The 15,003-nt window shown below is 36.3% G+C and carries 8 protein-coding genes and 2 pseudogenes; all 10 read left to right on the top strand.

What is annotated here, in order from left to right; translation table 11 throughout:
* Positions 1-403 precede the first annotated feature (403 nt).
* The gene (uppS, locus tag AC5LWL_RS14610) at positions 404-1,180 is read left to right on the top strand and encodes an undecaprenyl pyrophosphate synthase (protein WP_493434984.1); all 777 of its coding nucleotides are present in this window, start codon (positions 404-406) and stop codon (positions 1,178-1,180) included.
* A 19-nt stretch (positions 1,181-1,199) separates the two neighbouring features.
* Positions 1,200-1,994 (top strand): phosphatidate cytidylyltransferase, encoded by a 795-nt coding sequence (locus AC5LWL_RS14605; protein WP_493434983.1) that lies wholly within the window; start codon positions 1,200-1,202, stop codon positions 1,992-1,994.
* Between the two features lie 93 nt (positions 1,995-2,087).
* Positions 2,088-3,230, top strand: coding sequence for a 1-deoxy-D-xylulose-5-phosphate reductoisomerase (locus AC5LWL_RS14600; protein WP_493434982.1), 1,143 nt, complete (start codon positions 2,088-2,090; stop codon positions 3,228-3,230).
* Between the two features lie 15 nt (positions 3,231-3,245).
* Positions 3,246-4,514 (top strand): RIP metalloprotease RseP, encoded by a 1,269-nt coding sequence (gene rseP, locus AC5LWL_RS14595; RefSeq protein ID WP_493434981.1) that lies wholly within the window; start codon positions 3,246-3,248, stop codon positions 4,512-4,514.
* Between the two features lie 95 nt (positions 4,515-4,609).
* Entirely contained in the window at positions 4,610-6,310 is a 1,701-nt protein-coding gene (locus AC5LWL_RS14590; protein ID WP_493434980.1) for a proline--tRNA ligase, read from the top strand.
* A gap of 243 nt (positions 6,311-6,553) precedes the next feature.
* A complete protein-coding gene (gene tnpA / locus AC5LWL_RS14585) occupies positions 6,554-7,036 on the top strand; it encodes an IS200/IS605 family transposase (RefSeq protein ID WP_493434490.1) in 483 nt (160 codons plus the stop codon).
* Between the two features lie 821 nt (positions 7,037-7,857).
* Positions 7,858-10,782: pseudogene (locus AC5LWL_RS14580) on the top strand (PolC-type DNA polymerase III); the annotation flags it as partial.
* 724 nt (positions 10,783-11,506) lie between these two features.
* Positions 11,507-12,655, top strand: coding sequence for a group II intron reverse transcriptase/maturase (gene ltrA / locus AC5LWL_RS14575; protein WP_493434979.1), 1,149 nt, complete (start codon positions 11,507-11,509; stop codon positions 12,653-12,655).
* Positions 12,652-13,329, top strand: a complete 678-nt coding sequence (locus AC5LWL_RS14570; RefSeq protein ID WP_493434978.1) for an HNH endonuclease signature motif containing protein — start codon at positions 12,652-12,654, stop codon at positions 13,327-13,329. The genes ltrA and AC5LWL_RS14570 overlap by 4 nt, the downstream gene beginning before the upstream one ends.
* 112 nt (positions 13,330-13,441) lie before the next feature.
* Positions 13,442-14,845, top strand: a pseudogene (locus tag AC5LWL_RS14565) (PolC-type DNA polymerase III); the annotation flags it as partial.
* Positions 14,846-15,003 lie beyond the last annotated feature (158 nt).

The raw sequence follows: 15,003 nt of genomic DNA, 5'->3' as shown, positions 1-15,003 counted from the left end.
AGAGTCAAAAGATAGCCTTTTAACTTCTTAAACTAAAATGCCAGTATTTATCGACAGTCTGAAATTTTTTCATGAGATAAATGTTGATTTCTTAGACTGACGGGAAACGCTGATTTTTTGAGGAGCAAATTCATCTGGAGTGCTGGAGCTGCATTGTGATGGAAGCATTTAAGAAGGAAACACCCAAAGAAAATGAGCGTTTGTCAACAGTCTGGACCCTCTAATTTTTAGGGGGTTTTTTAGCTATTATCACATGATAATAAACTGATAGTTGCTTAAATCGTCCAGTTTCCTTTAAGATAGAAAGGGAAACTTCTATTAAGCTATTTTAGATAGAAATACGCTTTAAGACTCGAAAGTTATAGAAGGAAAGACGAGGATTTATTTCGGAGGAGCTATTTGTATGTTTAACAAGCTAACATTTTGGAAGAAGAGAGCTTTGTCTTCTAATCTCCAAGAACGGATTTCTTTTCTGAAGCAACAGACAATTCCTGAACATGTTGCGATCATAATGGATGGAAATGGCCGTTGGGCGAAAAAAAGAAAACTGCCAAGAATTGCTGGTCATCATGAAGGAATGAAGTGTGTAAAAAGAATCACAAAATTGGCAGATGAATTAGGAATAAAGGTATTAACTCTTTATGCCTTTTCAACGGAAAATTGGAAAAGACCAAAAAAAGAAGTAGAATATATTATGTCATTGCCTGAACAATTTCTCGGTACGTTTTTGCCTGAGTTAATAGAAAAGAATGTTCGTGTAACTTCTATAGGATATACGGATCAATTACCGAAGCATACATTAAAAGCTTTAGAAGATGCTATGGAGAAGACAAAAAATAATACGGGCCTTATTTTAAATTTTGCCTTAAATTATGGCAGCAGATCGGAAATTGTTCATGCTGTGAAAAATATGGTGAACGATTGTCAAGAAAAGAAGATGAATGTCGATGATATAACTGCTGATGTATTGTCAACTTATTTAATGACATCAAATTTATCTGATCCTGACTTGCTTATTCGGACGAGTGGAGAGATTAGGATTAGCAACTTTATGTTGTGGCAGCTAGCCTATACAGAATTATGGTTTACAGATGTATTATGGCCAGATTTTAGTGAAGTACATTTAGTTGAAGCTATTGAAGTATTCCAAAACAGGCAAAGACGTTTTGGAGGAGTCTAATGAGGGTTGTGAATTTACTATGAAACAGAGAATAATAACGGCGATAATTGCGGCAGGCTTATTCCTCCCTTTTGTTTTTATTGGAGGATTTCCGCTCGTGTTATTTACATTCTTAATGGCTGGCGTTGGATTATTTGAATTATTAAGAATGCGGAAAATCCGTCTTTTCTCCATTCCAGGATTGCTTTCTTTACTAGTTGTGTGGATCTTTATTTTACCAGCAGATTATGATGGTTTTTTAGACGTTATGCATTTATCGAAAATAGAGATTGGATTATTTGCAGTGCTTTTTTATTTGACATATATGGTTGCTTCAAAAAATCACTTTTCAATAGACGATGCTGCATACTCTATTTTATCTGTTCTTTACATGGGAGTAGGCTTTCATTTTTTTGTGGAAGTGAGAGAGGCTAGCGTTTGGATTCTTTTCTATTCGCTATTTATGATATGGGCAACAGATTCTGGAGCTTATTTTATTGGACGAGCGCTTGGCAAGAGGAAACTATGGCCGGAAATCAGCCCTAACAAAACGGTTGAAGGGGCAATAGGCGGAATCGTTTGTGCCGTAATAGTTTCTGTTCTATTTAGTGCTTTTGGTTACATAGAATGGTATATAATAGGATTAGTAACAATCATATTATCCGCATTTGGACAAATTGGGGATTTAGTTGAATCGGCCTTAAAAAGACATTATGAGGTAAAAGATTCTGGAAAGCTGTTGCCAGGACATGGTGGAATATTAGATCGTTTTGATAGTTTATTATTTGTATGGCCATTGCTTTATTTTATCTTTGATGCTTTCTCATTATTATAAAACAGTTAGCTTATATTGTGGTGGGTGTTTAACCTTTTGCAGAGGCTGACTAAACAAATATGGAAGTATTGGTAGTAGGAGTGAGATAGTATAGTGAAGTATATTAGTTTATTGGGAGCAACAGGATCAGTTGGGACGCAAACTTTGGATGTGATTAGACATAATCCAGATACTTTTCAACTGGTTGCATTTTCCGCTGGTAAAAACATAGAATTAACAAAAAAAATTATTACGGAATTTCAACCTTCTCTAGTTTCTGTTGCAGACAAAAAAGATTATGAAAGCTTGAAACAAGAATTTCCAAATACTGCTTTTTCTTTTGGAAAAGAAGGGTTAGTGGAGGTTTCTGTTTATCATAAAGCGGATATACTGGTAAATGCCGTTTTAGGCAGCGTAGGTTTACAGCCAACTATGCAGGCGATTGAAGCGAAAAAAACGATTGCAATTGCCAATAAAGAAACATTAGTAATGGCAGGGCATTTAGTAATGGATGCAGCAAAAAGAAATAATGTGGCAATATTACCTGTAGACAGTGAACATTCTGCCATCTATCAATGTTTGCAGGGAGAACAGGAAAAAAACATCGAGCGTCTCCTTATTACGGCTTCAGGTGGCAGTTTCCGTGATTTAACGAGAAAAGAGTTAGAACATGTTACATTAAAAGATGCACTAAATCATCCTAATTGGTCAATGGGGGCAAAAATAACGATTGATTCTGCTACGATGATGAATAAAGGGTTGGAAGTAATAGAAGCGCATTGGTTATTTTCGCTTCCTTACGATAAAATTGATGTATTGCTGCATAAAGAAAGTATTATTCATTCAATGGTAGAATTTCATGATAGTAGTGTAATGGCACAGCTGGGTTCTCCAGACATGCGAGTGCCAATTCAATATGCGCTTACCTTTCCAGATCGTTTGCCATTACATGGAGCACAACGTTTGGATTTGGCGAGTATAGGAAAACTTCATTTTCAAAACATGGATCTGGAGCGTTTCCGTTGTCTCGCGTTTGCTTATGAAGCGGGAAGGCAGGGCGGAACATTGCCAACCGTTTTAAATGCAGCAAACGAAATAGCTGTTGCAAAGTTTTTAAAAGGTGAAATTAGCTTCTTGCAAATTGAAGAACTAATAGAACAGGCAATAAGCAATCATCAAAATATAGCAAACCCGAGTCTTGCTGTTATACAAGAGATTGATTCAGAAACAAGAAAACGAGTAAGCACACTTCCATAAAAAGGTGGTTATATTTTGAATACAGTAGTTGCGTTTATTATTATTTTTGGTGCGTTAGTATTTTTTCATGAATTAGGACACTTTGTCTTTGCAAAAAGAGCAGGCATTCTTTGCCGTGAGTTTGCCATAGGGTTTGGCCCGAAAATTTTTTCACAAAAAAAAGGAGAAACCACGTATACCATTCGCCTTTTGCCTCTTGGAGGTTTTGTACGAATGGCTGGTGAAGATCCAGAAATGGTTGATATAAAAGCGGGACATCGAATTGCTTTGTTATTCGACAAGGAAGAGAGAGTTTCCAAAATTATTATTAATCAGAAAGAAAAATATCCGAATGCCCGTGTTGTTAATGTAGAAGAAGCTGATTTAGAACAGGAGCTATTTATAAAAGGATATGCTGAAGACGATATAAATGAAAATCTGGTTGTTTTTCCTATTAAAAGAAATGCTGTTATCGTAGAAAACGGCATTGAATCACAAATAGCTCCAATAGATCGTCAGTTTGCAAGTAAAACACTAGGACAAAGAACATTGGCAATTGTTGCTGGCCCGTTAATGAACTTCGTTTTAGCATTTGTTATCTTTGTATTAATCGCTTTGATTCAAGGGATTCCTTCAAATGAACCAGTTCTTGGAAAATTAATCGATGATGGTGTTGCTGTTAATGCAGGTTTAAAAGAGGGAGATACGGTGCTTAGTATCGATGGCAAAATAGTATCAAACTGGGAAGAAGTTGTTTCGATCATCCAAAAAAGTCCTGGTGAGCAACTAGAATTTTTATTAAATCGGGACGGAAAAGAAGTAACAATTAATGTAACGCCAAAAGAAAGAGAATTAGAAGATGGACAAAAAATCGGTTTAGTTGGCGTTTTTAGTGCGATGGAAAAAGATCCGCTTAAAGCACTTCAATATGGTATTACTGAAACATATTCCGGGACAAAAATTATTATTAATACTGTTGGAAAATTAGTGACTGGACATTTTTCAATTGATGTATTAAGTGGACCAGTGGGTATTTACAAAACAACAGATACTGTTGCACAATCTGGTATTTTCTCGTTAATGAGATGGGCTGCTCTTTTAAGTATAAATCTTGGTATTATGAATCTCCTACCGTTGCCAGCACTCGATGGAGGAAGATTGATGTTTTTTGCAATTGAAGTAGTGCGAGGAAAACCAATTGACCGTCATAAAGAGGGAATCGTCCATTTTATTGGATTTGCTCTTCTTATGCTTCTTATGATTGTCGTAACTTGGAATGATATTCAACGCTTTTTTCTAAAATAGAAAAAACGAATAAGAAAAGGAGCAGGGGATTACCAACCTCTCTTCCTTTCGTTATTATATATAAAAGGAATTTAACTAATTAGAGGTGTGAGTAAATGAAACAAAGTAAAATGTTAATCCCAACATTAAGGGAGCTACCAGCTGATGCAGAAATTAAAAGTCATCAATTGTTGTTAAGAGCTGGCTATATTAGACAAAATGCAAGTGGTATTTATTCTTATTTACCATTAGCCAATAAAGTGCTAAAAAAAATCGAACAAATTATTAGAGAAGAAATGGATGCAGCCGGTGGAGTTGAACTATTAATGCCTGCTATGCAGCAAGCAGAACTATGGCAAGAATCTGGAAGATGGTATACATACGGACCAGAATTAATGCGTCTCAACGACCGACATGGTCGCCAGTTTGCATTAGGTTCAACACATGAGGAAGTAATTACAAGTATGGTGCGTGATGAAGTAAAGTCTTATAAACGATTGCCATTAACCCTTTACCAAATCCAAACAAAATTCAGGGATGAAAAAAGACCGAGATTTGGAATATTGCGGGGTCGTGAATTTATTATGAAGGATGCTTATTCATTCCATTCCTCACATGAAAGCTTAGGAGAAGCGTATGATGCAATATTCCAAGCGTATTGTAATGTGTTTGCACGCTGTGGTTTAAACTATCGTGCAGTTATTGCCGACAGCGGGGCAATAGGCGGAAAAGATACACATGAATTTATGGTATTATCAGATATTGGTGAAGACACGATTGCATATTCTACAGAATCTACTTATGCAGCAAATATTGAAATGGCTTCGGTTGTTACAACTTATGAAAAAGCGGACAAGCCACTTAATGATTTAGAAAAAGTGAAAACGGAAAATCAAAAGACAATCGATCAAGTTTCTTCCTTTTTAAATACTACTGCTGATCAATGCATTAAGTCTTTATTGTTTAAAGTAGATGAAAAATATGTATTAGTATTAGTACGAGGAGATCATGAAGTAAACGACATTAAAGTGAAAAACCTATTAGAAGCAGATGTTGTAGAATTAGCGGATGCATCGGAAACGGTAAATGTATTAGGCTGCACTGTTGGATCACTAGGACCGATTGGCGTGAAAGACGTAGAAATTATTGCAGATAATGCAGTGAAATCTATTGTAAATGGTGTATGTGGTGCAAACGAGGAAGATTTCCATTATACGAACGTTAATCCTGAGCGTGATTTTACTGCCAGTCATTATGCAGATCTTCGTTTTATTCAAGAAGGAGATATATCACCAGACGGAAAAGGAACAATTTCTTTTGCAAAAGGAATTGAAGTTGGCCATGTGTTCAAATTAGGAACACGTTACAGTGAAGCAATGGGTGCTACGTATTTAGATGAGAATGGACGTACACAACCAATCATTATGGGCTGCTATGGAATTGGTGTCTCTAGAACGATGGCATCAATCGTAGAACAGTTCCATGATGAAAAAGGTATTGTATGGCCAAGTCATATGGCTCCATTTGATGTACATGTAATACCTGTTAATACCAAGGACGAAGCGCAAAACAAGTTAGCGGACAAACTATATCAGCTGCTTAAAGCAAACCGTTTGGATGTGCTAATAGATGACCGAGCAGAACGTCCAGGTGTTAAATTCGCTGATTCTGATTTAATTGGATTGCCTGTTAGAATAACAGTAGGGAAAAAAGCGTCAGAAGGCATCGTGGAAGTTAAAGTAAGAAGCACTGGTGAAGTAACAGAAGTACATGAAAGTGAATTGCTTGAAACAATCACCAATGTATTAAATAAATAAATAAGGGTTATTCCAAATGGATACGTGCAAAACCTATATATAGACTAGTTAATGGGCTATCTATAAAAATAGGTTGTTGAAAAAGCGTTGAATCAATGGAATGACCCTTTTTTATGGAAAAGAAAACCCTAGGCTAGGCCTAGGGTTCTAAAAAGCTTATAGCGTGGTATTAAAAAAACTCTTCCGAGATGCTAAAATATTTTTGGTTCGCCAACCAAAATATCAGCATACGGAGGAGTTTTTATGTCAAAAGACAATAATAGTTTAGCACACACAACATGGAATTGTAAGTACCACATAGTGTTTGCCCCGAAATATAGAAGACAAGTAATTTATGGGAAAATCAAAAAGGATATCGGGGAAATATTGCGTAGGTTATGTGAAAGAAAAGGTGTAGAGATTATCGAAGCAACAGCATGTAAAGATCATGTGCATATGTTAGTAAGTATTCCACCGAAGTTAAGTGTGTCAGCATTTGTAGGATATTTAAAAGGAAAAAGTAGTTTGATGATATTCGATCGTCACGCAAATTTGAAATACAAATATGGAAACCGAAAATTTTGGTGTACGGGATATTATGTGGATACAGTTGGAAGAAACAAAAAGGTAATAGAAGAATATATACGAAATCAAATTCAAGATGATATAGTCGCAGAACAATTAACGATGATGGAATACATGGATCCATTCACAGGCGAAGAGGTAAAGAAAAAGAGACGAAAGTAAGCAGAAGGCCTTTGAGGTCTGGCCAGTAGAAGTAGTACACTTGGCGAACCATTCAGTAGCCCTTTAGGGTTTGGTCAGTAACAAAGGCTTTCAGCCGTAGAGCAAACCACCCGTTATCACGGGTGGTTTTGATTAGAATGTTTTCTCAAAAAAATATTGTTTGTGTAATTGTTACAAATATTTGAAGAGTCTGTAAAACATACGAAAATAAAATTATTTTTGACTAATCAAGCCTAAGACAGGGAACTCAAAGACATCAAGAGTTCCTTATTTTTTTGTTAAATATCAACATTATGCTATAACAGAGCTTTACAAACAAAAAGAGAGAACTAGTGAGAATCGGCCCCAACCCCCAGCGGAAAGCGAAGCATATTCAGAGTGCAAGCCCATTTGAGACACCATTTCCAGGGAAGACAACCATGCAAATAAAAATTTGCGCCATAAAGGATGAAAATAGGCAATTTCATTAAGTTTGTCGTTATGTTGAAGCAAGGAGCAGTCAGAATACACGAAGACTCCTATGGGATTAGCGGGACAGGCGAGAACCCGCAGGAGTTTACTCCGAGGAGGCTCGGCGCCCGCCCCATGGAAAGCGAAGTGTATTCTGATTGCGGACTATTCGAGAAATCTAAATCCTCTTTTCAGGGTAGCTTAAGCAATAAAAAGTATGGTAAAGTAGAGTGTTATGTTTTGAAATTATACTACCTTTCTATTAAAGGATGGAAGCAGTTTATAATAAATAATGTGCTATAATTATGAGGATGCTGCTTTTTATTTTTAGTAGTAAAAGAAGAGAAAAACCTAAAGAAAGGAGAGGGAAAATGAGCGATATACAAGGGAAAGTAGAAAGATTTCAATTGCTGCTACAACAACTGCAATTGACTGATGACCAAACTGTTTCCCATTTTCAACATGCGAAGATTGATAAAATTGTAATAGAAAAACGAGCAAGAAAATGGCATTTTCATTTTCAATTTGACAACATTCTTCCATATCAAGTGTATCAATTATTTACAAAAAAACTGATCAGCAGTTTTTCACATATTGCCACAGTCACTTATTCCATAAATGTTGAAAACCCAATAGCAACAGATTTGCTGATTAAGGATTATTGGTCTGCTTGTATTGAACAAATGCAAGGCATATCTCCTCCGTTAATTAAATTGTTAAATGAACAAATTCCTAAAATACAAGGAAATAAATTAACCATTCATGTTAGAAATGACATGGAAGGACTTGCGATAAAAAGAAAATATGCACAATTAATTACAGATTCTTATCAGTATTTTGGTTTTCCTCCTTTTGTTTTAGAAACGGAAATTCAACAAGAAGCATCAAACACAGAATATGAGCAGTTTTTACAAGCAAAACAACGAGAAGACGAAGAAAGAGGAAAACAAGCCCTTTTAGATATTCAAAAAATGGAAGCAGATAAAGAGGCGAATGAAGGAAATATTCCGACAGGTCCAGTGACAATCGGATTGACTATTAAAGACGACAGCGATTATCGCAGACTCGAAGAAATTGTGGATGAGGAAAGACGTGTTACTGTCGAAGGATATGTATTCCATGCTGAAACGAAGGAACTTCGAAGTGGAAGAACCTTATTAACCTTTAAAATAACAGATTATACTAGCTCTATTTTAGTGAAAATGTTTTCTAGGGACAAAGAGGATGCCGCCCTTTTCCAGTTGGTTAAAAAGGGAATGTGGTTAAGAGCACGGGGAAGCATTCAAAATGATACATTTGTACGTGATCTAGTAATGATTGGTAATGATTTAAATGAAATCAGACCGATAGAGAGAAAAGACACAGCAAAAGAGGACGAAAAAAGAGCAGAACTTCATCTTCATACACCGATGAGCCAAATGGACGCAGTATCATCTGTCAGCAATTTAGTTGCCCAAGCCAAGAAATGGGGGCATAAGGCAGTTGCAATTACAGATCATGCTGTTGCCCAAAGTTTTCCAGAAGCATATGGAGCAGGCAAAAAAAATGATATAAAAATTCTATATGGTGTGGAAGTTAATTTAGTAGATGACGGGGTTCCAATTGCTTACAATCCAAGGGATCTATCGCTAGAAGATGCAACATATGTTGTTTTTGACGTTGAAACAACAGGTCTTTCAGCAGTCTATAACACGATTATTGAACTTGCTGGTGTCAAAATTCATAAGGGAGAAATAATTGACCGATTTGAAAACTTCGCCAACCCACATCATCGTCTGTCTGCAACAACCATCAATTTAACAGGTATTACCGATGATATGGTTCAGGATGCTCCGGAAATAGATATAGTGCTCCGCAAGTTCGCAGAATGGGCTGGTGACAGTATTCTTGTTGCACATAATGCTTCCTTTGATGTTGGTTTTATCAATGTAGGATATCAAAAAGCAGGAATGCCGAAATCGACCAATCCGGTTATTGACACATTAGAACTTGGAAGGTTTTTATATCCTGAGTTAAAAAATCACCGTTTGAATACATTGGCGAAAAAATTTGATATCGATCTGACACAGCATCACCGCGCGATTTATGATGCAGAAGCAACGGGGTATTTAGCATTAAAAATGTTAAAAGACGCTGCGGAAAAAGGAATTACAAATCATAATCAGTTAAACGATAATATGGGACAAGGAAACGCTTATCAGCGTGCTCGTCCTCACCATTGTACCGTGCTTGCTCAAAATGAAATTGGGCTGAAAAATCTGTTTAAATTAGTATCAATAGCACATATTAACTACTTTTATCGTGTCCCCCGTCTACCTCGATCTGTTTTACAGAAATATCGGGAAGGGCTTTTAATTGGATCTGGATGTGATAAAGGAGAAGTATTTGAAGCAATGATGCAGAAGGCTCCTGAAGAAGTGGAAGATATTGCACCATTTTATGACTATATTGAAGTAATGCCGAAAGAAGTATATGCCCATTTAATAGAAATGGAACTTGTAAACGATGAAAAGGCATTAGAAGAGATTATTACAAATATTGTTAAATTGGGTGAAAAATTAGATATACCTGTTGCAGCGACAGGCAATGTTCATTATTTAAATCCGAATGATAAAGTCTATCGAGAAATATTAGTTGGTTCTCAAGGTGGCGCCAATCCGTTAAATAGACATAAACTGCCGGATGTTCATTTCCGTACAACAAATGAAATGCTAGACTGCTTCCGGTTTCTAGGGGAAGAAAAAGCAAAAGAAATTGTTGTAACAAATACGAACAAAGTCGCAGATATGATTGATGTTATTAAGCCGATTAAAGATGATCTTTATACACCGAAAATAGAAGGTGCAGACGAAGAGATGCGAGAGATGAGTTATGGGATGGCTCGCAAAATATATGGTGACGAACTGCCGGAAATAGTAGAGGCAAGATTGGAAAAAGAATTAAAAAGTATAATTGGACATGGATTTGCTGTTATTTATCTCATTTCTCATAAACTCGTGAAAAAGTCACTTGATGACGGTTACCTAGTTGGTTCACGGGGTTCTGTCGGATCTTCTTTTGTTGCGACGATGACAGAAATAACAGAGGTAAATCCACTTCCTCCTCATTATATTTGCACAGAATGCAAACACTCTGAGTTTTTTAATGACGGATCTGTTGGTTCTGGATTTGATTTGCCTGACAAAGATTGTCCAAATTGTGGAAGTCACTATAAAAAAGATGGACACGACATCCCATTCGAAACATTCCTCGGATTTAAAGGGGATAAGGTCCCGGATATTGATTTGAGTGCGTCACGTTGCTAATTGAAAAGATTAGCCACTAGGGTTTATACCTAGGAGAACTGCTATTTCGAAGTGTGGAATGATGGAGTAACGCCCTGAAACACACTCACTGAAGCTGCGGCAGGCAAAAGGAGTAATGCAAAAACAAATTTTGTCTGAAGCCCGCTAAAGTAGGCTGAAGTTTACCCTAACAGTACGGCTGAGGAAAGGGAGCTATAAAGCTTCTGTGGATGATAGGTCTGGTGTCTATAAAATCTATATGGTTAGAATCAGTAGAATAACTGGGACGAACCCTCGACTGACTTCTCGTGAATGTCACATACCAGAAATGGTATGGGGTCAATGTTGACTTCTAGGTGTGGATGAGTAAACGTTTGGTTATGAAAATCCATAATGTGTTATAGGCATATTCAAGCCTAGCGGGATTTAGGGGGAACCTAAGTAGATGATGAACAGATAGGAATAGCGGAACGTGAGAAGCTTCCAACACATCAGAAGATTGCACTTTGCTAAAGGTGGTTCTATGGAAAAGCATTCGCTATAACATAGATTAATGGAAGTGGCAGTGATGCTGTAGTACCGTTGAAGAAATGCCGATGATGACTAAATAATCAATAAGTTTAGGACAAAACATTTCTGAGGGAAGAGCATTAGTCGTTAACGTTGAAATAAACCTACACAAGTCAGATTCTTGTAAGACAAAAAGAAACGAAAATTCTCGTAAGGGAGTGATTAGTTGACTGACTTAATGATTCAAAAACTAAGAAACAATGAATACTTTGGAATGCAAGACCAGTTGGATACTCTTTTTGAAGAAAGTGTAAAAGGTAGGTATTTTAACAACCTTTATGACTTGATTAGTTCAGAAGAGAACATTAGATTAGCCTACCGTAATATTAAAAGCAATACCGGAAGCAAAACTAAAGGTACTAATGGACATACCATTAAACATATACAAAGAATGGATACAAATAAGCTTGTTGCATTAACACGAAAAAGACTAGAAAACTACAAACCACATTCAGTAAAAAGGGTACTAATTCCAAAACCAAATGGTGATATGAGACCACTTGGAATTCCAACAATAGAGGACAGGCTAATACAGCAAATGTTTTTGCAGATTCTTGAACCTATTATGGAAGGAAAATTCAACTCAAACAGCTTTGGCTTTAGACCGAAAAGAAGTACCCACGACGCTCTTGCAAGATGCTATCATCTAGTAAATCATAGTTTTAATCATTATGTGGTAGATGTTGATATCAAAGGATTTTTCGATAACGTTAATCATAACAAACTTATCAAACAACTTTGGACAATTGGAATTAGGGACAAAAAAGTAGTATCTATTATTAAGAAAATGCTGAAAGCGGAAATAAAAGGGATTGGAATACCAGAGAAAGGTACGCCACAAGGTGGAATATTATCACCTCTACTCGCAAATATAGTTTTAAACGAGTTAGACTGGTGGATATCAAATCAATGGGAAACAAAACCTACGAGGATACCTTACAAATTAAAAAGAAACAAAACAGATGCCCTTAAAAAGACTAAACTTAAACCAATGTATCTAGTACGATACGCGGATGATTTTAAAATCTTTACAAATTCTTATAACAATGCCAAGAAAATCAAAATAGCCGTTGAAAAATGGTTGGAAGAAAGACTTGGCTTAGAAATCAGTAAAGAAAAAAGCAAAATCACAAATCTCCGCAAAAATGGTGCAGATTTCCTTGGAGTCAGGTTCAGAGCTGTTAAGAAGGGAACTGGAAAAACAGGATATATAGTAAACTCAAAAATGAGTCCTAAATCCAAAAGTAAGGTACAAGAAGTTATTCGGCATAAACTAATAAAGATAAGAAAAGTCCAACACCAGAGAAGATTATGATGTACAACGCCAACATTCTTGGGATGCAGAACTATTACAAAATAGCCACAAGAGTCTCCCAAGACTTTAACGATATTAGGCATAATGTACACAAGAATATTAAATCACTATTGTATAGAAACATCTTCAACCCGACATTCGATAAAAACAATGTGATTGAAAAATTCTATACTGGTTACAATTGTCCAAGATTCAAAAGTAATGGCATATTAGTATATCCAATGGAAGCAATTAAACACGATATACGAGGTCAACGCAATCCCAATTTCACAATATATAAAGCAAATGACCGTAAAGCCATACACAAAGAAATCAAAAACGTATCTGTTACTGAAATAAATTTGTTTAGAAAAGGTATATATAAATCCAAAAGCGTTAAATACGAAGACAACCGTCTAAGTAAATACGTAGCCCGGAAAGGCTGTTGTGGGATAACAGGAGAAAGGTTAACTCCTTTCAACGCAATATGTCACCACAAAAAACCAACTGCTCAAGGTGGAACGGATGATTACGAAAATCTAATCATTATAAAAGAGGATTATCATATGTTAATCCACAATAATAACCCAACAAAAAATCCAAAGTATAAAGCAATAATTGAGACCTTTGATTTAAAAGCAGTTAAAAAGCTTAATCAGTTAAGAATGGAAGTAGGAAATCCAAAACTTAACTGAATAACTTCGACAAAGTTAACGATGGAGCGCCGTATGACGCCGAAAGGGTCACGTACGGTGTGGGACAGGGGAAAAACTAGAGATAACTTCAAAGGTTTACCTATTGTCATATTTTTCCGGTGAATATCAACCGAAAGCTCATAATTATACAAAGGTATTATTCGGTGAAGAATATGTTTACCGTGCTGGTACGATTGGTACTGTTGCGGATAAAACAGCTTATGGCTATGTAAAAGGATATCAACAAGATAATAATCTGCAAATGAGAGGCGCTGAAATTGATCGATTAGCATCTGGCTGTACGGGGGTAAAAAGAACAACAGGACAGCATCCCGGCGGTATTATCGTTATTCCGGATTATATGGATATTTACGATTTTTCTCCTATTCAGTTCCCAGCGGATGATCGCAATTCCGAATGGAAGACGACTCATTTTGATTTTCATTCTATTCATGATAATGTTTTAAAATTAGATATACTCGGACATGATGATCCAACTGTAATTAGAATGCTGCAGGATCTTAGCGGGGTTGATCCAAAAACAATTCCAACCGATGATCCAGAAGTAATGAAGATATTTAGTGGCACGGAATCATTAGGCGTAACAGCTGAGCAAATAAACTGTAAAACAGGTACATTTGGTATTCCTGAATTCGGGACAAAATTTGTGCGCCAAATGTTAGAGGATACAAAACCTACCACCTTCTCTGAATTAGTCCAAATATCCGGTCTTTCTCACGGTACCGATGTATGGTTGGGAAATGCACAAGAACTTATTCATAATAGTATTTGTAATTTAAGTGAAGTAATCGGATGTCGTGATGACATTATGGTTTATTTAATCTATCAAGGGCTCGATCCTGCATTTGCCTTTAAAATTATGGAAAGTGTGCGTAAAGGAAAAGGTCTTTCAGATGAAATGGAAGAAGAAATGAGAAAGAATGAAGTGCCAGAATGGTATATTGATTCTTGTAAAAAGATAAAATATATGTTCCCAAAGGCGCATGCGGCAGCATATGTATTGATGGCTGTTCGTATTGCTTATTTTAAAGTACATCATCCATTATTATACTATGCAGCATATTTTACTGTGCGTGCAGATGATTTTGATGTAGATGCAATGGTGAAAGGATCACAAAGTATCCGATCAGTAATAGATGAAATCAGCGGAAAAGGGCTGGATGCATCAACAAAAGAGAAAAACTTATTAACTGTAATGGAACTTGCATATGAAATGGTAGAACGAGGATTTTCGTTTAAAAAAGTTGATTTATACAAATCAAGTGCATCCGAATTTCTTATTGATGGCAATTCGTTAATTCCACCGTTTAATAGCATTCCTGGTTTAGGTACAAATGCCGCGTTAAATATTGTCCGTTCCAGAAAAGACGGCGAATTTTTATCCAAAGAAGATCTACAGCAACGAGGAAAAGTTTCCAAAACGATACTGGAATATCTTGATAATCATGGCTGTCTAAATGGAATGCCAGATCAAAACCAATTGTCATTGTTTTAGAAATGGCACTGTTTTTCTTAAAAGCGAGAGAGTATAGTGTGTTTAGCTACAGCGCTTAGTCCTTGTGAGTATGCCCTTTGCCTTTGAAAGAAAAAAGCACATCAGTAAATCAAATGAACCTTTCTTTTTGTTTTTTATTAAGGCGCTTGTGCCTTTCC

This window comes from Niallia sp. WK069_GA_01, assembly GCF_983173855.1.
The sequence above is the reverse complement of the archived record's forward strand: the minus strand, read 5'-3'. Positions and strand labels throughout refer to the sequence as shown.